General features: G+C 61.6%; 17 protein-coding genes. 14 read left to right on the forward strand and 3 right to left on the reverse strand.

Features of this window, described 5'->3' with window-relative positions:
* Positions 1 to 6: 6 nt before the first annotated feature.
* The 14 genes from QUV35_RS14020 to QUV35_RS14085 are packed head-to-tail and all read left to right on the forward strand — an operon-like array spanning position 7 to position 16,193.
* Positions 7 to 1,242 (forward strand): class I SAM-dependent methyltransferase, encoded by a 1,236-nt coding sequence (locus QUV35_RS14020; RefSeq protein ID WP_300875224.1) that lies wholly within the window; start codon positions 7 to 9, stop codon positions 1,240 to 1,242.
* Between the two features lie 39 nt (positions 1,243 to 1,281).
* Positions 1,282 to 2,067 carry a methyltransferase domain-containing protein gene (locus QUV35_RS14025; protein WP_300875227.1) on the forward strand — a complete coding sequence of 262 codons (786 nt, stop codon included), beginning with the start codon at positions 1,282 to 1,284 and terminating at the stop codon, positions 2,065 to 2,067.
* Between the two features lie 26 nt (positions 2,068 to 2,093).
* Complete coding sequence (locus tag QUV35_RS14030) at positions 2,094 to 3,362, forward strand: hypothetical protein (protein WP_300875231.1); 1,269 nt, start codon at positions 2,094 to 2,096, stop codon at positions 3,360 to 3,362.
* 14 nt (positions 3,363 to 3,376) lie between these two features.
* On the forward strand, positions 3,377 to 4,240 hold the full coding sequence (locus QUV35_RS14035; protein WP_300875234.1) for a glycosyltransferase: 864 nt from the start codon (positions 3,377 to 3,379) through the stop codon (positions 4,238 to 4,240).
* A gap of 11 nt (positions 4,241 to 4,251) precedes the next feature.
* Positions 4,252 to 5,076 carry a glycosyltransferase gene (locus QUV35_RS14040; protein WP_300875237.1) on the forward strand — a complete coding sequence of 275 codons (825 nt, stop codon included), beginning with the start codon at positions 4,252 to 4,254 and terminating at the stop codon, positions 5,074 to 5,076.
* Between the two features lie 50 nt (positions 5,077 to 5,126).
* Positions 5,127 to 6,257, forward strand: coding sequence for an N-acetyl sugar amidotransferase (locus QUV35_RS14045; protein ID WP_300875240.1), 1,131 nt, complete (start codon positions 5,127 to 5,129; stop codon positions 6,255 to 6,257).
* A complete protein-coding gene (hisH, locus tag QUV35_RS14050; protein WP_300875243.1) occupies positions 6,254 to 6,868 on the forward strand; it encodes an imidazole glycerol phosphate synthase subunit HisH in 615 nt (204 codons plus the stop codon). Before QUV35_RS14045 ends, hisH begins: the two co-directional genes overlap by 4 nt.
* 4 nt (positions 6,869 to 6,872) lie before the next feature.
* Complete coding sequence (locus tag QUV35_RS14055) at positions 6,873 to 7,652, forward strand: AglZ/HisF2 family acetamidino modification protein (protein ID WP_300875245.1); 780 nt, start codon at positions 6,873 to 6,875, stop codon at positions 7,650 to 7,652.
* Positions 7,649 to 9,802, forward strand: a complete 2,154-nt coding sequence (locus tag QUV35_RS14060; protein WP_300875248.1) for a bi-domain-containing oxidoreductase — start codon at positions 7,649 to 7,651, stop codon at positions 9,800 to 9,802. Before QUV35_RS14055 ends, QUV35_RS14060 begins: the two co-directional genes overlap by 4 nt.
* Before the next feature lies 1 nt (position 9,803).
* The gene (locus QUV35_RS14065; protein ID WP_300875251.1) at positions 9,804 to 11,474 is read left to right on the forward strand and encodes an alginate lyase family protein; all 1,671 of its coding nucleotides are present in this window, start codon (positions 9,804 to 9,806) and stop codon (positions 11,472 to 11,474) included.
* The gene (locus QUV35_RS14070; RefSeq protein ID WP_300875255.1) at positions 11,471 to 12,679 is read left to right on the forward strand and encodes a glycosyltransferase family 4 protein; all 1,209 of its coding nucleotides are present in this window, start codon (positions 11,471 to 11,473) and stop codon (positions 12,677 to 12,679) included. The genes QUV35_RS14065 and QUV35_RS14070 overlap by 4 nt, the downstream gene beginning before the upstream one ends.
* Positions 12,676 to 13,629: an SDR family oxidoreductase gene (locus QUV35_RS14075; protein ID WP_300875258.1), complete on the forward strand. Its 954-nt coding sequence runs from the start codon at positions 12,676 to 12,678 to the stop codon at positions 13,627 to 13,629. The genes QUV35_RS14070 and QUV35_RS14075 overlap by 4 nt, the downstream gene beginning before the upstream one ends.
* A complete protein-coding gene (locus QUV35_RS14080; protein WP_300875271.1) occupies positions 13,629 to 14,189 on the forward strand; it encodes a sugar transferase in 561 nt (186 codons plus the stop codon). The genes QUV35_RS14075 and QUV35_RS14080 overlap by 1 nt, the downstream gene beginning before the upstream one ends.
* 6 nt (positions 14,190 to 14,195) lie before the next feature.
* Complete coding sequence (locus tag QUV35_RS14085) at positions 14,196 to 16,193, forward strand: nucleoside-diphosphate sugar epimerase/dehydratase (protein WP_300875261.1); 1,998 nt, start codon at positions 14,196 to 14,198, stop codon at positions 16,191 to 16,193.
* Positions 16,194 to 16,476: 283 nt separating this feature from the next.
* Here the strand turns inward: QUV35_RS14085 and QUV35_RS14090 are convergent, their stop codons facing one another.
* The 3 genes from QUV35_RS14090 to QUV35_RS14100 form a co-directional block, all read right to left on the reverse strand.
* Positions 16,477 to 17,754: a HAMP domain-containing sensor histidine kinase gene (locus QUV35_RS14090; protein WP_300875264.1), complete on the reverse strand. Its 1,278-nt coding sequence runs from the start codon at positions 17,752 to 17,754 to the stop codon at positions 16,477 to 16,479.
* A 169-nt stretch (positions 17,755 to 17,923) separates the two neighbouring features.
* Entirely contained in the window at positions 17,924 to 18,640 is a 717-nt protein-coding gene (locus tag QUV35_RS14095; RefSeq protein ID WP_300875267.1) for a response regulator transcription factor, read from the reverse strand.
* A gap of 100 nt (positions 18,641 to 18,740) precedes the next feature.
* On the reverse strand, positions 18,741 to 20,144 hold the full coding sequence (locus QUV35_RS14100) for an AmpG family muropeptide MFS transporter (protein ID WP_300875269.1): 1,404 nt from the start codon (positions 20,142 to 20,144) through the stop codon (positions 18,741 to 18,743).
* Positions 20,145 to 20,731: the final 587 nt, after the last annotated feature.

Here is a 20,731-nt window from a genome sequence, read left to right on the forward strand (position 1 = left end):
ACGAACATGACTTACCAGAAAACTGATCGGTGCCGGATCTGCGGCAATCACCAACTCGAACGTGTTCTGAATCTGGGCGAACAAATGCTCACCGGCGTCTTCCCTCGCGAGAAGGGTGCCGATGTCACTCGGGGCCCTTTGCACCTCGTCAAATGCACCGGCGACGGCGACGTGTGCGGGCTGCTTCAGATGGAGCACTCGTACGACTTGGGCGAGATGTACGGCGAGAACTATGGCTACCGCTCGGGTCTCAACGCCAGCATGGTTGCCCACTTGCACAACAAGGTGAAGCGCATCATGGGCCTGGTGGAACTGCGCGATGGCGATCTGGTGATCGACATCGGCAGCAACGACAGCACCACGCTACGGGCGTATCCAGCCGATGGCCTGTCGCTGGTGGGCGTGGACCCCACCGGGGTCAAGTTCCATTCGTACTACCCGGCACACGTTCAGCTGATTCCGGATTTCTTTTCTTCGAAGTTGATTGAAGCGCGCTTCCCCGGGAAGAAGGCGAAGGTGGTCACCTCGTTCTCGATGTTCTATGACCTGGAAGATCCCATGGGATTCATGCAGCAGGTCTTCGATGTCTTGGCCGACGACGGCGTTTGGGTGTTCGAGCAAAGCTACATGCCCACCATGCTGGCCACCAACTCTTACGACACGGTATGCCATGAGCACCTGGAGTTCTACGCGCTGCGCCAGATCAAATGGATGACCGACCGAGTGGGATTCAAGATCATTGACGTCGAGTTCAACGATGTGAACGGTGGCAGCTTTTCAGTCACGGTATCCAAGGCTCACGGCGACACGTCGGTGCTGCCTGCGGTGCAGGCCATTCTGAATGACGAGCGCGCACGGGGACTGGACACCTTGCAACCCTTCCGGGATTTTTCCGATCGAGTGGAGGCATCCCGCAGAGAACTGCTGGCCTTCCTGACCGAGGCGCGAATGCAGGGCAAGCGCGTGGCAGTGCTCGGCGCATCGACCAAAGGCAACGTTCTACTGCAGTATTGCGAAATCACCACGGCCGACGTGGAATGCGTGGGCGAGGTGAATGCAGAGAAATTCGGCTGCTTCACCCCGGGCACATGGCTTCCCATTGTCAATGAGAACGACCTGCTGACCAACGAGCCTGACTACCTCTTGGTACTCCCATGGCACTTCCGGAAGTTCTTCATCGAGAACCGGAAATGGAAAACAGCCAAGCTGGTATTTCCCTTGCCGCGCCTGGAAGTGGTCTGACCGGACGCCCAACAACGCATTGCAGAAGCGGGATCCTCCATGTCCATCCGAACATTGCGCCAGGCCGTCAAGCGACACCTGCCGCAGCCCATCAAGAGCCTGCTCGTCGCGATCAAGTACCGTGGCGCGCAACTGCCTGAAGCCGAGGTGTACTGCGCGCGCCTCAAAGGCAAGCTCGGGCTCGAAATCGGCGGCCCCAGCACGCTGTTTGCCACGCAGTTACCCGTCTACCAGCTCGTTCGGCAGCTGGACGGCGTCAATTTCTCTGCCAGCACGATCTGGGAAGGTGACTTGGAGGCGGGCAACACCTTTCGCTTTCATGGCTGGAAAAAGGGGCGGCAGTTCGTGGCCGATGCCACCGACCTTTCCCAGATTGGTTCTGAGTCCTACGATTTTCTTCTCTCATCGAATTGCCTCGAACATGTCGCCAATCCGCTGAAAGCCATGAGTGAGTGGGTTCGCGTGGTGAAACGCAATGGTCACTTGCTGCTCGCTCTGCCCAACAAAGCAGCCAACTTCGATCACCGCAGACCCGTGACATCGTTTCAACATCTGCTGGAGGACTTCCATAAAGATGTTGGTGAGGACGATCTGACGCATCTCGACGAAATTCTCCGTCTCCACGATCTGTCGATGGATCCTCCAGCCGGGACTCGCGAGTCTTTCCAAAGGCGAAGTCTGGACAACGTCCACAATCGCACGCTGCATCACCATGTGTTTGATCGCGAATTGATCGGCAAGATATTCGAACATGCCGGTCTCGACGTGATCGCCCAGCAGGAAACGCCCACAGACCACATCGCTTTCGGCGTGAAACGGAGCTGAGCCCGACCCCGGGTTCATCCAGCAGCGTGGCCATCTCTTCCCTGATCAAGTTCTCCATGGCGGCCTTGATGATGATGATCTTCATCATTCCTCAGTCGTTCTTTTGGCTCAAGCTGCCATTCTTGTGCGCGGTGCTTGCCTGGATGCTGGTGGTGGGAATTCACGACCACTGGAAAATCAGGTCCAGTGCATTTCTTCCCTATTACCTCATCTTTTGTCTTCTGACCGTCACATGGTGCATTGTGGGCTTGGTGAGAGTGAATCCGGAAATCGCCGTCCTGGAGGCGCTGCGCGTTTATGTGGTCTACATGGGCATCTTTTGTGCGCTCGGCATTTACGTATCGAATCTGGAGTACCAGGCCTATGTAGACCGAGTGGTCATCGCCGGCGCTTTCGGCATTGGCGCGGTGGCGTTGTATGCCTTGCTGGATCACATCCTCCAGCTCGGCTGGCTTCCCCAGTCGATCAAGGACGACATGTATCTCCAGGTCGGCCTGCACCAAGGTTATGTGCAGATGAACAACGTCAACATCGGCATTTTGACTTTCATCGTTCCCTATCTGCTGAGCAGAGTGCTGATGGGAGAACAAGACGAACAACGGGGATGGATGCTGCTGGGGCTTGCGGTTGCGGTGGTGTCTGCCGTGCTGGCCTCCCGGCGCGTGGTGCTGGTGCTTCTGGTCATCACGCCCCTGCTGGCCTTCGGGCTCACCGTGTTGGCCGGCCAGGCAAATCAGCGGCATTTGCGACGGTTCACGCAGTTCTACACCCTCCCTTTGTTGATCGCAGGGGCCGGCAGCCTGCTGGTGATCTACGGTGGGTTCGATTTCCTGGATGGCTTCTCGGGGCGCCTGGCAAGTGCTTTCACCACCGACGCCGACGCCCCCAGACCACAGCAGCACGCTGCCTTGATGGCGGCCTTTACCGACAACTATTTCTGGGGGTCGGGCTTTGGCGGGCTCACGTCGGTGATCCGCTCAGATGAAAGACCCTGGACATTCGAATTGACGTATTCCCGGTTGCTGTTCAACGCAGGCCTTGTGGGCATGGGCATCCTTCTGCTTTTCTTCTGCACCTACCTGTTCCTGACGCTGCGCAAGATCAGGCACAGTGCCCACGCATCCATCCTTGTGTCATTGCTGACCGGCTTTCTCACGGTCCTGATTGCCACAGCGTCGAACCCCTACCTTTCATCTTTCGACTTCCTGTTTGCACTGTCGATCATTCCGCTCATTCTGAACACAACAGACCGGCCCCATCAACGATCTGCGGTTGACGAAGGGGCCACGCAGTGACCACGACCCGAAAGGTGGCAGCCGTCGTCACGACCTTCCACGGCGGGGATGGCCTTCGGTCCCACCTCGAGAGAATCGCCGATCAAGTGGAGGTGGTGATCATCGTGGACGATTCTGGAGACCCCTTGAGGAACGATGCCATCACGTTCACTGGCATGGAAAAGACGATCGTCTTGCGAAACGAAGACAACCTCGGAATCGCCGCCGCGTTGAACCGGGGTATTGCGCGAGCGGGTGCGATGGGATGTGACTGGATCATCACGCTGGACGACGACACCCTTGTTTCCAGAACCTACCTGGACGACGTCTTCAGCTTTGTTCAGACAGGCGCTCAACCCACCGCGGGGCTCATCGCCTGCTCGCGCGAAGGCAGCGTCCCGTCCTCCCAGGGAGATCCGGCTGGTTACAAGATCAAACGCACCCTGATCACCTCCGGCTGCGTGTTCGAGTTCCGCACGTTTCAGGAGATTGGGGGGTTCGACGAAGACTTGTTTATCGACCTGGTGGACTTCGACTTCTGCACCAAGCTGAGACAATCTGGTCGAACCTTGGTGCTGTTGAACAAGACGGGCATGGCCCATCGGGTGGGGAACGCCCGAAAAGTCTGTTTGTTGGGCGTGGCCATCGTGATCTATAACCATGCGCCGTTCAGGCTCCACTATCAGGTGCGCAATGTGTTCCTTTTCGCGAGGAAACATCTCGCCTTCGACCCGGTGCTCAGTCTCTATCTCTTGCTCGACGCTATCCGGTTACCGCTCAAGGCGCTCTTGTTCGAGCCGCAAAAACGCGCCCGGCTTTTCTATGTGTGCACCGGCCTGCAGGACGGGCTTCTGGGTCGAGGCGGGCGGCTGACTCGCAGGTTTGTAGAGTCTTCCTGAGAATGCCAGCCATGAAAATCGGATACGTCTGCACCAACTACAACAACAGCGCCTTCACCGCCAAGGCGGTACGAACGCTGAAGGCGGGCGCTGGCCACGAATACGTGATCGCTGTCGTCGACAACAACTCCAGTCACGAAAGCGTGAAGCAGTTGAAGGAACTGGCGGTGGAGGTGCCATACCTTCATTTGATTCTCAACGCCGAGAACGAGGGCTACTTCCGCGGACTGAACATCGGCATCCGGTATGTGCGGGAGCATCACCCCACCGTCGAATGGATGGTGGTCGGCAACAACGACCTTGAGTTTCCGGTCGATTTCGCCGACAAGCTCTCGGAACACGCCCCGCGCCTGCGCGAACACGCCGTGGTGTCGCCCGATGTCGTGACCGTCGAAGGTGAGCACCAGAATCCTCATGTCATCAGCGGCATCAGTCCGCTGCGAGAGCTTGCCTATGATCTCTACTACGCCAACTACTACCTGGGTCTGGCCATCCTGAAGCTGGCGAAGCTCCTGCCTTCGCTCTCGGAGCGAAGCGACGAACAAGAGTGGCAGACCGCCAGACCGATCTACCAGGGGCATGGTTCGTGCTACCTTCTGGGGCCGCGCTTCTTTGAGCAATTCGACGAGCTGTGGGCACCCACATTCATGATGTCCGAGGAGTACTTCCTCAGCAAACAGCTCAGCGATGTGGGACAGCGCGTCTTCTACGAACCCGCCCTACAGGTCGTTCACCATTGGCATGGCTCCCTGGAAAATCTGCCCAGCAGAAAACGATGGAACATGGCCCGGGATGCACATCGGGAATACCGCAAGCACGTCGGGATTTTTCGATGATGCTGTGCCACCACTTTGAATACCAATGACGATGCCATGAGGGCAAACGAATGAGAGCTTTTCAAGTCTGCAGCCGCTGTGTGATGGACACCAGCGACAGTCAGATCGTGTTCGACCAGAACGGCGTCTGCGACCACTGCCTCACCTATGAGCGCGACGTCAAGCCGAACTGGCACACCGACGAACGCGGACACCAGGAATTGCGGGCACTGGTCTCCCAGATCAAAGCCCAGGGCAAGGGCAAGGAGTTCGACTGCATCATCGGCCTGAGCGGCGGTATTGACAGCTCTTACCTCACCCACGTCGCCACCGAATATGGCTTGCGTCCGCTGGTCTTCCACGTGGATGCCGGCTGGAATTCGCAGGTGGCGGTCAACAACATAGAGAAGCTGGTCGACAAGCTGGAACTGGATCTCTACACCGAGGTCATTGACTGGGAAGAGATGCGCGATCTGCAGCTCGCGTACTTCAAGTCGGGCGTGCCGCACATTGACTCACCGCAGGACCACGCGTTCTTCGCCACGATGTACAAGTTTGCCGAAGAGCACGATGTCAAGTACATCCTGACGGGAGCCAACTTCTCCACCGAGTGCATCCGCAACCCGATCGAATGGATGTACTACCAGTCCGATGCGATCCAGCTCAAGGACATCCACCGGCAATTCGGTACCCGTCCGCTGGTCAACTACCCAACCACCTCAATCCTTCGTCACAAGGTCTGGTTGCCCTATGTCAAGGGCATCAAGGTGGTGAGGCCGTTGAATTGCGTACCCTACGACAAGTCCCACGCCATGCAATTGCTGGCCGATGTGTATGGCTGGCAGCCGTATCCCCAGAAGCACTTCGAGTCGCGTTTCACCCGCTTCTATGAGGGTTTCTGGCTGCCATGCAAGTTTGGCTACGACACGCGCAAGGTGCAGTTCTCCAGCCTGATCGTGACCGGTCAAATGACGCGTGAGGAGGCGTTGAAGCAGCTGGAGAAGCCAGCCCTCGACGATGCCACCGTGCGACAGGAGTTCGAGTACGTGGCCACCAAGCTGGGCATCACGGTGGATGAACTGCAGGGCTACTTCGATGCCCCGAACAAAACCTACCGCGACTATCGATCCCAGCAAAGCGTCTACAACTTTGGCGCTCGGGTCATGAAGGTGCTGGGGCTGGAACGGGGAGGCAAACGTTGATTGCCATCGTGGACTATGGCTTGGGCAATGTTCAGGCCATTGCCAACATCTACAGGCGGCTCGACCTGCCTTGCCAGCTGGCACGTCAGTCCAGCGATCTTGCCGTTGCCTCGCACATCGTGCTCCCCGGAGTCGGCGCGTTCGACTGGGCCATGACGAAACTCAATGAATCAGGCATGCGCGAGGCCTTGGACAATGCCGTGATGATCCAGAAGCGACCGGTGCTGGGAATATGCGTCGGCATGCAGATGCTGGCCCGTCGAAGCGATGAAGGCTCAGCCCCGGGTCTGGGCTGGCTGAACGCAGAAGTCAAGCGCCTTGATCCTGGCCCTGAAGACGCGCCACTGCAGTTGCCCCACATGGGCTGGAACGACGTCATGCCACGAAGCACCGATGGGCTGTTCGCTGGCTTCGAACCATCGCCTCGCTTTTACTTCCTGCATTCGTACTATTTCTCTCCCGACGATCCTGTCGACGCGCTGGCGGAGTCGGACTATGGCGCAACGTTCACCTGTGCGGTGCGCAGGGGGAACGTCCACGGCGTGCAGTTCCACCCCGAGAAAAGCCACGCATGGGGCATTCAGCTCCTGAAAAATTTCGCCAACATCTGACTCCATGCTCCGACCACGCATCATTCCCTGTCTCTTGGTACACAAGGGCGGACTCGTCAAGACCATTGGTTTTGAGCAACCAAAATACGTCGGAGATCCGTTGAATGCGGTGCGCATCTTCAACGAGAAGGAGGTGGACGAACTGGTGGTGCTGGACATCGATGCCACCCGGGAAGGACGGGAACCCGACTACAAGCTGATCGGAAGTCTTGCAGCGGAGTGCCGCATGCCGCTTGCCTATGGCGGCGGAGTGAGAACTGTCGAGCAGTTCGAAAAGCTGATCAGTCTGGGAGTCGAGAAAGTGTCGATCGGTGCGGCATCCGTGCACACGCCCGACCTGATCAGTGAAGCAGCGCGCCGCGTCGGCAGTCAAAGTGTTGTGGTCGTGATCGATGTGAGAGAGGTCCATGGTCAGCGCCAGGCCTGGACCCACAACGGCACCAGGCTCGTGGCGGGCAAAGACCCGGTAGAACTGGCGCAGCTGGCCCAATCCAAAGGCGCCGGCGAGATCGTCCTCAATTCGATTGACCGTGACGGTCGTATGCAAGGCTACGACCTTGACCTTCTGCGCGAGGTGCGCGCAGCTGTTTCACTGCCGATCACGTGCCTGGGCGGCGCCGGCTCGTTGACAGATCTTTCCAACCTGATCAGGGAATTCGGTGTCATTGGTGCGGCCGCAGGCAGTTTGTTCGTTTTCAAAGGCAAGTACCGGGCTGTGCTGATCAATTACCCCTCGCGTGCCGACAAAGACGCCCTGGTGTCACAAGCAAGGGGAACCGCATGAAACAGGTGCTGCAAGACCTTTCCAACGGAGAAACCACCGTTGTGGAAGCGCCGACGCCCGCGCCTGGCAGGGGGCAATTGCTGCTGCGAACCACCCGCACGCTTGTCTCGGCGGGTACGGAACGCATGTTGGTGGACTTTGGGCGAGCCTCTTACATCGACAAGGCACGCCAGCAACCAGAGAAGGTCAAGCAGGTGCTTGACAAGGTTCGCACCGACGGCCTGCTGACCACGGTGGAGGCCGTGCGTTCCAAACTCGGTCAGCCTATCCCGCTGGGTTATTGCCACGTGGGTGTCGTACACACCGTTGGCCCAGGTGTTGATGGATTTCAGTTTGGCGATCGCGTTGTGTCCAACGGACCTCATGCCGACATGGCCCTGGTACCGAAGAACCTTTGCGTCCGGATCCCGGACAGTGTGAGCGACGATGAAGCAGCCTTCGTTGTCCTGTCGAGTATCGGCTTGCAAGGCATCCGGCTGGCGCAACCGACGTTGGGAGAGTCGGTGGCTGTCATCGGGGCAGGCCTGATCGGCCTGATGACAATTCAACTCTTGGTCGCACAGGGCTGCAGGGTGCTGGCCATTGATCTGGACAGTGGCAAGCTCGCACTGGCAAGGCAGTTTGGTGCCGAAACGTGCAAAGCCGGCAGCGGGGAAGATCCCATCTCTGCCGGGCTGGCTTTCAGCCGGGGCCAGGGCATTGATGCCGTTCTCATCACAGCGTCCACTTCATCGAGCGATCCGGTGACGCAGGCCGCACGCATGAGCAGAAAGCGCGGCCGTATTGTGTTGGTGGGTGTGACCGGACTGGAACTCAACAGAGCGGATTTCTATGAAAAGGAACTGAGCTTTCAAGTCAGTTGCTCCTATGGCCCTGGACGCTACGACCCGGTGTACGAACAGCAAGGGCACGACTACCCTTTGCCGTTTGTGCGTTGGACCGAACAACGAAATTTCCAGGCCGTGCTGGACCTGATGGCCGGCCGACGGCTTGACGTCGATGCGCTGATTTCGCACCGGTTTGCCTTTGAGGATGCTCCTGCGGCATACGAAGCCCTCACACACGACCGGACAGTCCTGGGCATGCTGTTGGAATACCCATCGGACCCGGCAACGCGTCTGAAGAACCGGGTTGTCGTGTCCCCCGCGCCATCAGCGGCCCGGGCGGGTGAACCTGTCATTGGATTCATCGGTGCTGGCAACTACGGAGCCAGGGTACTGATACCCGCTTTCCGCGCTTCAAAGGCACGCTTGCACACCATCTGCTCGTCGGGTGGAGTGAGTGCCGTCGTTCAAGGCACCAAGGCGGGCTTCGAGGTGGCATCCACTGACGTGCAGGCGTTGCTCGAGGAACCCTCAGTCAACACGGTCGTGATTGCTTCGCGTCATGACAGCCACGCATCGTTGGTGGCTCGGTCGCTGGATGCTGGAAAGTCGGTATTCGTTGAAAAGCCGCTGTGCCTGACGCTGGCGGAATTGACCCACATTGAGCGCGCGTTGGCCGACCAACCAGAAGGAAAACGCGGTGTTCTCATGGTCGGCTTCAATCGCCGCTTTTCCCCGCACGTGGTCAAGCTCAAGTCGCTGCTCGATACGGTGCTGGAACCCAAGTCGTTTGTGGTCACAGTCAATGCGGGGCGCATTCCGGCAGAACATTGGACGCAGGATCCTGAGGTGGGAGGCGGTCGTCTGATTGGTGAAGCCTGCCACTTCATTGATCTGCTCCGGTTTCTGGCGGGGTCTCCGATTGCCTCGGTGCGCGCGATCGGGATGGGGGTGCGTGCGGGCAAAGCCACCACACGAGATACCTTCGCGATCACGATCGAGTTCGAGGACGGATCCCTTGGTTCCATCAACTACCTGGCCAATGGATCAGCGGCCTTTCCCAAGGAAAGGATCGAGGCGTTCACGGCAGGCAGAGTGCTGCAGATCGACAACTTCCGCGCACTCACCGGGTTTGGTTGGCCTGGCTTCAAGTCGATGAAAAGCTGGAGGCAGGACAAGGGTCAAAACCAAGCCGTCGCTCGATTTCTGGCGGGAGTGCGCAGTGGGGATGCCCCCATCCCGCTGAGTGAAATACTTGAGGTGGCACGCTGGACCATTGAAGCCGCAGAGCAGTTGAAGGGTAGCGGAGACCCGCGCCCGGCCTGACATGTCGCCGCTCCAGCAAGTCCATCGCTACTGGGAGACGCTTCGCCACCTGCGCCCTCCACAAATATGGGGGCGTGTTGCGCATCGGCTGCACACCCCTCATCCCCCGCAATTTGCACCTGCGCCACCACGCGCACAGCCGGGCGTCTGGACATTTCCTGCCCGTCGTATCCAGAGCGTTTTCGGTGCAGAACGTTTCACTTTTCTCAACGTTCAAGGGGATCTGGCCATCGACGGATGGGATGGGACAGAAAAGGAAAAGCTATGGCGTTACAACCAACACTACTTTGATGATCTCAATGCTCACGGGTGGGCTTCCAGAGCGGCCTGGCATGAATCCCTGATAACTGACTGGATTCGACGGAACCCGCCAGCCGAGGGCACGGGATGGGAGTCGTATCCCACCTCGCTGCGCATCGTGAACTGGATCAAATGGTCGTTGGCCAGTGGCAAGGCAGACCCGGCGTTTCTCGACAGCCTTGCAACACAGGCACGCTGGCTTGCCAACAGACTTGAAACCCACTTGCTGGGCAATCATCTGTTCGTCAACGCCAAGGCTCTCTTGTTTGCAGGGTCCTATTTCACAGGCACAGAGGCCAACACCTGGCGAAGGGTGGGCAGCCAACTGCTCGAGCGCGAAATCCCGGAGCAGATCCTTCCTGATGGTGGCCAGTTCGAGCGATCACCCATGTATCACGCGCTGGCCTTTGAAGACATGCTGGACCTCCACAACCTGGCGCGATGCTTTGCAGACTGCCGTGAGGACGGAGTCCACATCGGCATTCCTGGCGGCAAGGAAAGGCTTCAGGCCATGTGGCGCTGGCTGCTCATCATGAGCCATCCAGACGGCGGACTCTCCTTGTTCAATGACGCAGCTGCCGACATCGCACCCTCGGTGCAGGAACTGGACACCTATGCACGCCGCCTGGGCCTGGAACCCCCGAGCGACACGGGCACAGCTCATCTTCAAGACAGCGGCTATGTTCGTCTGCAAAGCGACAGGGCCGTTGTGTTGTTTGACGCTGCACCGGTCGGACCCGACTACCTGCCAGCCCACGCGCATGCGGATACGCTGAGCCTGGAACTGTCCTATGCGGGGTCACGAGTTCTCGTCAATTCGGGCACCTCGTTGTATGCCGAAGGCCTGGAGCGATCGCGTCAGCGTGGTACGAAGGCGCACAACACCGTGGTGATCAACGAACAGGACTCCAGCGAAGTGTGGGGCAGTTTTCGAGTCGCGAGACGCGCCTTCCCTCACGATGTATCGATTTCCTTGAGAGAAGACACGCAACAGGTGTCTGCCAGCCATGATGGCTATGTGCGGCTCCGTGGCAACCCGGTGCACAGGCGCAGCGTGACACTCACTGACCATGGCTGCAGGATTGCAGACCACATCGAAGGTTCGTTTCAGCGGGCACAGTCCCGGTTCCACTTTCACCCTTCCGCAAAGGTGTCAGTGGAGCCTTGTGGCTCGCAGGGTGAATGTCACCTCCCTGACGGCCAGGTGCTGACCTGGCGTGTCGACGGCGGCAGGGCCCACGCAGAACCTTCCACCTGGCACCCGGCGTTCGGCATCACCGTCCCCAATCAATGCATCGAACTGGAATGGAGCGGGGATCACTCCTGCTTTGAACTTCGCTGGGGCGGCAGCACCGACCGCAAGATTCCATGAAAGTACTGCTTTTGAGCTTTTACTTCCCGCCCGACCTGTCGGCCGGATCGTTCCGCATGGAGGCGCTGGTTGCCTCGCTGCTTCAACACACGCCGAAAATCTCCACGATCACGGTGATCACCACCAGCCCGAACAGATATGGCAGCTTTGAAGCACCTGCAGACGCGAACGAAATGTCGGGTTCGGTGAACATCCACCGCATCCAGCTTCCGCCACACCGCAGCGGCATGCTGGACCAGGCAAGGGCCTTCGGTACCTTCGCCTGGAAGGCTCGCGCTCTGGTGCAGAGAGAAAGGCCCGATGTAGTCGTAGCTACAACCTCCAGACTCATGACCGGCGTGCTGGGCGCGTGGGCTGCCCGACATCACAAGGCGCCCTTCTACCTGGACATACGGGACATCTTCGTCGACACCATTGGCGACGTTCTCTCGCCTCGCTCTTCCTTTCTGCTCAAACCGTTGCTGTCGGCTCTGGAACGTTGGGCTGTCAACTCAGCGTCGAAGGTCAATCTGGTATCGCCGGGCTTTCTTCCGTACTTTGAGCCGCGCTACCCTGGACGCAGCTTCTCACTGCTGAGCAACGGAGTAGATGACGCTTTCATCGACCATCTCTGGGGCCCTGAGGGAACCCCTTGCACCCAGAATCGCCCGATCAATGTGTTGTACGCAGGAAATATCGGGGAGGGCCAGGGTCTGCACAACATCCTTCCTGAATTGACCCAACGCCTGGGCCCATCCGTGCACTTCACGGTGGTCGGGGACGGGGGGCGACGTGCTGCGCTGGAAGCAGCGCTGGCAGTCCTGCCCAGGCACGCCGTGACCTTGAGAAATCCCGTCAAACGGGCCGAATTGATCCAGTTGTATCAAGAAGCCGACGTGCTGTTTGTGCATTTGAACGACCTGCCAGCCTTTGAGAAGGTTCTGCCCTCCAAGCTGTTTGAATATGCCGCTACCGGAAAACCGATCTGGGCAGGCTTGGCAGGCTTCCCCTCTCGTTTTGCCCATGACGAGATCGAGAACGTTGCCGTTTTCCAACCATGTGATTCGATGGGCGCTGCCAGGTCCCTGGAAACGCTCAAACTTCAAACCATCGACCGCAGCCATTTCATAGACAAGTACCGCCGCACCACCATCATGGGTCGCATGGCCGGAGAAATCGGCCTTCTTGCTTCTGAACATGCGCAACCGAGCCAGGTTCTTTCATGAGCCAGACGCGCATCTTGATCACGGGCGGGACGGGTTGGGTGGGCAGCAATGCCCTGCGTGCTCTACAACAGCAAGGTCACGACATCGTTGCCGTCACTCGATCCGCCACGGACCTGCATGGAGTGCGAACTGAGAGGATCTGCGCTGATGATGCAGACGGCAAGTGGCCTGATGCCCTTCGCAACAGGCAGTTGGTTTTGCATTTGGCAGCCCGCGTCCATGTGATGAAAGAGACCACAGCCCATCCTTTGCAGGCCTTTCGCGAAGTCAACACCCATGCAACCCTCAACCTAGCCAAACAAGCCGCCGCAGCCGGCGTTCGCCGTTTCGTGTTCGTCAGCTCGGTCAAGGTCAACGGCGAGGCCACCGAAGAGGGCGCGCCCTTCACTGCCAGTGATGTGCCCGCACCGCAAGACCCCTACGGCATTTCCAAGATGGAAGCCGAACAAGGTCTGCGAGAGATTGCCGAACACACCGGAATGGAAGTCGTCATCGTCCGTCCGCCCCTGGTCTACGGGCCGGGCGTCAAGGCCAACTTCGCGTCCCTGATGCGCGCGGTTCAGCGCGGCATTCCCCTGCCGCTGGCCAGCGTCACCGGGAACCGCCGCAGCCTGGTCGCGCTGGACAACCTGGTCGATTTGCTCATCACCTGCATCGACCATCCCGCTGCGGCCAACCAGACCTTTCTGGTCAGCGACGGTGAGGACCTCTCCACCGCCGATCTGCTGCGGCGCCTGGGCCAGGCCATGCACCAACCGGCGCGGTTGTTCCCGGTACCGCCTTCATTGCTTCAGCTCGGCGCCCGGCTGCTGGGCAAAGGCGCCGTGGCACAGCGCCTGCTCGGCAACCTGCAGGTCGACATCAGCCATACCCGCAACACCTTGAACTGGTCTCCACCGATTTCGGTGGACGAAGGACTTCGGCGGGCAGCAGCGGGGCTCAAGTCGTGATCAAGCGCCTGTTTGACCTCGTCCTGGCCATTCCAGCCGCGCTGATCCTGCTGCTGCCGGTGGCCAGTGTTGCCATGGCCGTGCGGCTCACCTCGCCCGGTCCGGCCCTGTACTGGAGCGACCGCGTCGGTCGCCACAACAGGCTCTTCAAGATGCCCAAGTTCCGCAGCATGCGGATCGACACGCCGGCGCTGGCCACGCACCTGCTGGGCAACCCGGACCAGTACCTCACACCCATCGGGTCCTTCCTGCGCAAGAGCAGCCTGGACGAGCTGCCCCAGCTGTGGAGCATCATCAAGGGCGACATGAGCTTTGTCGGTCCCAGGCCCGCGCTGTTCAACCAGCACGATCTGATCGCGCTGCGCACCGGGCTCGGCGTGCACGAACTGGTACCGGGCCTGACCGGATGGGCCCAGGTGAACGGTCGCGACGAGTTGCCGATTCCGCAGAAGGTGGCGCTGGACGCCGAATACCTCAACCGTCGGACGTTGCTGTTCGACCTGCGCATTTTGTGGATGACGTTTGTGAAAGTGTTGCGCCGCGATGGCGTGGCGCACTGAAAAGCCATGAACAACAGGGATTCGGAAACCACTGCTGCGACCGCACTGCTGGACATGCCGCGCCTGGCCAAGCGGCTGGTCGCGCTGGCGGTCGACGCGTCGCTGTGCGTGCTCACGGTGTGGCTGGCCTTGTGCCTGCGGCTGGAGCACTGGGTGCGGCTGGAGCCGGTGCACGGCTGGGCCATGCTGGGCTCGGTGCTGTTGGCCCTGCCCTTGTTCATCCGCTTTGGCCTGTATCGGGCCATCTTCCGCTATGCAGGCTGGAACGCCATGGTCAGCCTGGTGCAGGCCATGGGCCTGTACGGCCTGTTTTACGCCACCCTGTTCACCGTCATCAGCGTGCCGGGCATTCCACGCACTGTCGGCGTGATCCAGCCCATGCTGCTCATGGCCTTTGTGGGCTTCAGCCGGGTGGTGGTGCGCTACTGGCTCGGCGGTTTGTACCGCTCGGTTCTGCAGCGCAAGCACCTGCCGGGGGTTTTGATCTATGGCGCGGGCGCGGCAGGCCGCCAGCTCGCAGCAGCGCTGGCCCGCGGTACCGAGCACCGCCTGCTGGGTTTTCTCGACGACGACACGCGGCTGCACGGCAACAGCCTGGACGGGCGCACCGTGCATGCGCCGAACGACCTGCCCGATCTCATCACCGAGCTGGGCGTGACCGATATCCTGCTCGCCTTGCCCTCGATCACGCACCAGCGGCGCCTGGCGGTGCTCGAATCGCTGCGCCACCTGCCGGTGCGTGTGCGCACCCTGCCCGGCATGTCGGACCTGGCCGCCGGCCGCGTGAGCCTGAACGACGTGCGCGAACTCGAGATCGAAGACCTGCTGGGTCGCGAGCCGGTCACGCCCGACGCGCAGCTGCTGCAGCGGCTGGTGCACGACAAGGTGGTGCTCGTCACCGGTGCGGGCGGCAGCATCGGCAGCGAGCTTTGCCGCCAGATCACCGCCTGCCGCCCCCACACCCTGCTGCTGGTGGACAACTCCGAATTCGCGCTGTATCAGGTCCACCACGAACTCACCGCGCTGGTGGGCAGCCAGGTCGACCCACTGGACCTCGAGGACAACACGGCCATCGCTCCCATGGCGGTCACGCTGGTACCGCTGCTGGCGTCGGTGCAGGACGAAGAACGCATGGCGCAGATCATGCAGACGTGGCAGCCGCACACGGTCTACCACGCAGCGGCCTACAAGCACGTGCCGCTGGTGGAGCACAACCCGGTGCAAGGATTGCGCAACAACGTGTGGGGCACGCTGGTTTGCGCACTCAGTGCGCGGGCCGCTGGCGTGAATCACTTCGTGCTCATCAGCACCGACAAGGCGGTTCGCCCCACCAACATCATGGGAGCCAGCAAGCGCATGGCCGAACTCGCGCTGCAGGCCCTCGCGGCGGAGCCCGGTCCCACCACGTTTTCCATGGTGCGCTTCGGCAATGTGCTGGGCTCCAGCGGCTCGGTCGTGCCCTTGTTCCGCCAGCAGATCAAGGACGGTGGGCCGATCACCCTGACACACCCGGACATCACCCGGTATTTCATGACCATTCCGGAAGCAGCACAGCTGGTGATCCAGGCCGGGGCCATGGCGCAGGGCGGCGACGTGTTCGTGCTCGACATGGGCGAGCCGGTGCGCATCATGGATCTGGCGCGGCGCATGGTCGAACTCTCGGGCCTGCAGGTGAAGACCCCCCTCAACCCCACCGGCGACATCGCGATCGAAACCACCGGTTTGCGCCCGGGCGAGAAACTGTACGAGGAGCTGCTGATCGGCGACGACACCCAGCCCACGCAACACCCGCGCATCCTGCGTGCCCGCGAAGCTTTCCGCCCATGGAGCGAGTTCGAGCAGACCCTGCGCACACTGGAGCAGGCGCTCGCCGGGCAGGACGTCCCTGCCGCCCGGGCGCTGCTGGAGCAGTGCGTGCACGGTTACCAGCCCACGGGCGAGGTGGTGGACTGGGTGCACACCACGCTGGCCCACGACACCGCCCGACCGCCAAGGCAACGCTGAGCTGCGAACAAAAAAAAGCCACCTCGAGGGTGGCTTTTGAAAGTCCTTGAAGGGACGTCGTTGGGAGACCAGTTTCAAACGCGCTGAGCGACGTGTGGGTTTTGCCGGATCTGTTTTTCGACCTGTTGTGACAGCAACGGGGTCGATTGTGCGTTGCAAAAGTCCGCTCGGCCATCCCCAATCTGGGGGAAGGCGTGTGTTTTCCTGATTCGGAAGCAGCACTCTGCCTGGGCGACCTGCACCCGGCCAGCCGACCCCGAAGCGGGTTGGACCACCGCGCGATTCACAGCGGCAGGCTCACCACGAAGCGGGCGCCCCCGCCGGGCCGGTCTTCGCACCGCACCTGCCCCCCATGGCGCTCGACGATGGTCTTGACGAGCGACAGGCCCAGACCCACACCGCCCTCACTCTCGCTCGCGCCGGGCAGGCGGTAGAAGGCTTCAAAAATGCGCTCTCGCAAGGCGACTGGCACCCCCGGGCCGCGATCCTCCACCCACAACACCGCGGTCTGTCCGTCTCCCGGGCCAACGCCCGGTTGCCGGGCCAGCTTCAAGCGCACATCGGCCTCGGAGGCTCCGTCGCCCTGCCCGTTCGAGGAGCCCGACGCGCGGCCATGGCGGCGCGCGTTTTCCAGAAGGTTTCGCAACACACGGCGCAACAGCTTTGCATGGCCCTGCACCAGCAGCGGCGAGGTGTCTGCGGCGATCTCCAGGTCGGCACCGGTGCGTGCGCACTCCTCGGCGGCCAGCCCCACCAGATCCACTTCTTCGGTGGGCCCGAGCGTCGACACATCGCTGGCGTCGCGCAGGTCCAGCCGGCTGGCGAGCAGGATCTCGTCGATGAGTTGATCGAGTTCGTCGATGTTGCGCGCCATCTCGCTGCGCTGCTGCGCGCTCACGGCATCGCGGCCCAGCAGTTCCAGACCCATGCGGATGCGCGCCAGCGGCGATCGCAGCTCGTGCGAGGCATTGGCCAGCAGGGACTTGTGCGACTTCACCAGGATCTGCACCCGTTCGGCCGCCGCATTGAATCGCTCGGCCAGAAACGCCACCTCGTCCTGGCCCCGCACGGGCAGGCGGGTGGACAGGTCGCCATCGCCCCAGCGCTCCACGCCCTTCTGCAAGGCCTCCAGCCGCTGGGTGAGTCGTCGCACGATCGGGTAGGCGCCCAGCGCCACGGCGAGTGCCACGAAACCCAGCAACCAGGCAAAGCCGGTCGGGGTCTGCAACCAGGCGGGCGCGCGGCGCCCCGGGTTGTTCGACCCCTCCGGTCGGTTCGGGCGGGGCAGCAGCACAAACAGCTTCTGCCCGTCCTTCATCTGCACCTCGAACTCCCAGCCACCACCCGGAATGCGCACGGCACGCGCGGGGGCTTCACCCAGCACGTCGCGCGCGGCATCCCGGATCACGATCGTTCGGGTCACGCGCGCATCGCGCTCGGCCCGGTCCGTGTCCAGTGCACGCTGCCACAACCAGCCGGCCGACAGCGTGAGCACGGTCACGGCCGCCACCACCGCGAGCCAGATGCGCAGGTAGAGCCTGGAGCCGAAGATGGCTTTCATGGCGTTTCACCGCCGGCCCGCGCAGCGGCGAAACCGCCCCTTCGGGGGGCAGCGACCCGCGCAGCGGTGGAGCGTGGGGGCCAGGTTTCGCCGCCGGGCCGCCCCAAGGCGAAACCGCCCCCTCGGGGGGCAGCGAGCCGCGCAGCGGCGGAGCGTGGGGGCCAGGCGTTCAATCTTGCTGCTTCGCAAAAACGTAGCCCACACCGCGCACCGTGAGGATGCGCTTGGGATCCTTGCTGTCGACTTCGATGGCATTGCGGATGCGGCCGATGTGCACGTCGATCGATCGGTCGAAGGCCTCGAGCTCGCGCCCGCGCACCGCTTCCATGATCTGGTCGCGGGTGAGCACGCGTCCGGCGCGCTCGGCCATGGCCACCAGCAGGTCGAACTGGTACGAGGTGAGTTCGCACGCCTGACTGGCCACCTGAACGGTGCGCGCGTCCCGGTCGATGTCCAGCGAGCCGAAGCGCATCACGGGCGTGCTGCGCGACACGCTGGCGCTGCCGGTTTCGCCACGGCGGCGCAACACGGCACGCACCCGCGCCAGCAGCTCACGTGGCTCGAAGGGTTTGGGCAGGTAGTCGTCGGCCCCGAGCTCCAGCCCGATGATGCGGTCCATCGGATCGCCCTTGGCCGTGAGCATGAGCACCGGCACCCGGGCCACGTCGCCCTGGAGCGCGCGGATGCGCCGACACACTTCGAGCCCGTCGATGCCCGGCATCATCAGGTCGAGGATCACCAGTTCGGGCTGGATGAGCTGCAGTTGCTCCAGGCCCGCTTCGCCGTCGGGGGCGTGGGTCACCTCGAAGCCTGACTGGCCGAGGTACTCGACGACCATCTTGGCCAGCCGGGCGTCGTCTTCAATCATCAGCAGTTGGGATGTCATGGATGTGTGGTGTGCGCCAGTGGCGGGAGACCGAGAGCGTGGCGGCCGGGCGTGAACACAGGTTGTGGAGATCGTAAGGAAACGTGACCGCGGTGCGCGCTCACGGGCGCGAGCCCACGGGCGCGACCCGCGAAGCGAGCCAGACCAGCAGCAGCACGGGCACGCCCAGGCACGCGGTGGCGGTGAAGAAAGTGGGGTAGTCGTAGGCGTCGACGAAGGCCCCCGAGTAGCCTGCAAGCCACTTGGGCGCGAGCAGCATCATCGAACTGAACAGCGCGTACTGCGTGGCCGAATAGCTGACGTTGGTCAGGCCCGAGAGATAGGCGATGAAGGCGGCCGAGGCGACTCCCGCACTCAGGTTATCGGCCGAGATCACCAGCACCAGTGCCGTCACGTCATGTCCGTGCCCGGCCAGCCAGGCAAACAGCAGGTTGCTCGCGGCCGACAGCACGGCACCCAGCATGAGCACGCGCATGACACCGAGCTTGAGCGAGAGCGCACCGCCGATGAAGGCCCCCACCAGGGTCATGATCACGCCGAACACCTTGGTGACCGCAGCCACCTCGTCCTTGGTGTAGCCCATGTCCACGTAAAACGGATTGGCCATGATGCCCATCACCACGTCGCTGATGCGGTAGACCCCGATGAGCGCCAGGATCAGCATGGCCTGTTTGCCGTAACGCTTGAGAAAGTCGGCGAACGGTTCGACCAGCGCGCTGCGCAACCATTCGGCCGCGTTCTTCGATGGAGGCAACACCACGTGGGCCGGCTCGCGGGAAAACAGCACGGTGAACACGCCCACCAGCATGCTCGCGGCCATCACCAGGTAGGCCGTGGTCCAGGCGGCCTGCTGGTACAGCACGCCCGGCGCTGCCCCGGCCGCCGCAGGCACCGGCGCCACCTCGGCGCGTGCTGCGATCCACAGCACGCCGGCACCGGCCCAGATCATGGCCAGACGGTAGCCGGTCTGGTAGGTGGCGGCCAGCGCACCCTGGTGGCGCACGTCGGCCGACTCGATGCGAAAGGCATCCAGCGCGATGTCTTGCGTCGCGGAGGCGAACGCCACCGCGAGCGCACACCACACCACCAGAGTGAGACCGGTGCGTGGATCGGACAGCGCCATGCCGACCAGCGACGCCATGATGAGGAACTGCGACAGCAGCAGCCAGCTGCGCCGGCGCCCGAGCCATCGCGTGAGAAAGGGCAGGGGCAGGCGGTCCACCAGCGGCGCCCAGCACCACTTGAAGGCGTACGCCAGACCCACCCAGCTGAGGTAGCCGATGGTCGTGCGGTCCAGGCCGGCTTCACGCAGCCGAAAGCTCAAGGTTCCCAGGACCAGCAGCAACGGCAGTCCGGCCGAAAACCCCAGCGCGAACATGCGCAGGCTCGCCGGCTCAAGGTACACGCGCAGGGTTTCCCCCCAGGTCGGGCTGGGCTGGCTGCCGGCCTGGGCGGCATCGCGACCCGGGGCTGGCGGGGTCGTGGCGGGATCGGGTGGGGGCATCGGCAAGGCGTCAGGATGGTGGAGTTCACAGGGGCGGGCGCATCCATGTGGCTTTGACTATTATTGACCCATGGTGCGACTCGAAGTCGCAACGTAGTCGTCTTCATGACGACATTAACGATAGCCTGTTTCTCCTATGGGAGACGCGGGAAACGCCCCCTCAAAAGGGCGAATTTGTGCAGCCGAAAGGCGCCCTTTTGGCTGCACTGTTCAAACCCCGCACGGGGTATGAACGGTAGGTTGTGCCCCGCGAGGGACTCATCCAGTAGCTGAAAAGAGACAAATTTCTCTGCTCAGAGGCGACACTGCGCGTGTTTTACAAACCGTTGCAGTTAACCATTGTGCAGGCTATTCGTGAGCGGCACCGCTCAAGATGTCTTGTTCTCAACTGAACCACGCTTGGAACAGCGTGTCCTCTTCCGCACATGCGTCTGGAGTAATCCGGGGGTGTGAAGCTGCGGGTAAACGTCCCATGTCGCAAGACATACAGGCCGCACGTGAGTGCGTCCGACTTCCAGAACAAGCCTGGGAGGCGGCGCGCGTCAAGGTAGTTGTCGCCTGAGTCACGCAGCTTTGAGCTGAGTATG

Source organism: Hydrogenophaga sp. (genome assembly GCF_030373225.1).
Lineage (GTDB): Bacteria > Pseudomonadota > Gammaproteobacteria > Burkholderiales > Burkholderiaceae_C > Hydrogenophaga.

Coding starts and splice junctions, on each gene's coding strand:
- QUV35_RS14020 (WP_300875224.1), top strand. CDS start 7: ATGACTTACCAGAAAACTGATCGGTGCCGGATCTGCGGCAATCACCAA.
- QUV35_RS14025 (WP_300875227.1), top strand. CDS start 1,282: ATGTCCATCCGAACATTGCGCCAGGCCGTCAAGCGACACCTGCCGCAG.
- QUV35_RS14040 (WP_300875237.1), top strand. CDS start 4,252: ATGAAAATCGGATACGTCTGCACCAACTACAACAACAGCGCCTTCACC.
- QUV35_RS14045 (WP_300875240.1), top strand. CDS start 5,127: ATGAGAGCTTTTCAAGTCTGCAGCCGCTGTGTGATGGACACCAGCGAC.
- QUV35_RS14055 (WP_300875245.1), top strand. CDS start 6,873: ATGCTCCGACCACGCATCATTCCCTGTCTCTTGGTACACAAGGGCGGA.
- QUV35_RS14060 (WP_300875248.1), top strand. CDS start 7,649: ATGAAACAGGTGCTGCAAGACCTTTCCAACGGAGAAACCACCGTTGTG.
- QUV35_RS14065 (WP_300875251.1), top strand. CDS start 9,804: ATGTCGCCGCTCCAGCAAGTCCATCGCTACTGGGAGACGCTTCGCCAC.
- QUV35_RS14070 (WP_300875255.1), top strand. CDS start 11,471: ATGAAAGTACTGCTTTTGAGCTTTTACTTCCCGCCCGACCTGTCGGCC.
- QUV35_RS14075 (WP_300875258.1), top strand. CDS start 12,676: ATGAGCCAGACGCGCATCTTGATCACGGGCGGGACGGGTTGGGTGGGC.
- QUV35_RS14085 (WP_300875261.1), top strand. CDS start 14,196: ATGAACAACAGGGATTCGGAAACCACTGCTGCGACCGCACTGCTGGAC.
- QUV35_RS14090 (WP_300875264.1), bottom strand. CDS start 17,754: ATGAAAGCCATCTTCGGCTCCAGGCTCTACCTGCGCATCTGGCTCGCG.
- QUV35_RS14095 (WP_300875267.1), bottom strand. CDS start 18,640: ATGACATCCCAACTGCTGATGATTGAAGACGACGCCCGGCTGGCCAAG.
- QUV35_RS14100 (WP_300875269.1), bottom strand. CDS start 20,144: ATGCCCCCACCCGATCCCGCCACGACCCCGCCAGCCCCGGGTCGCGAT.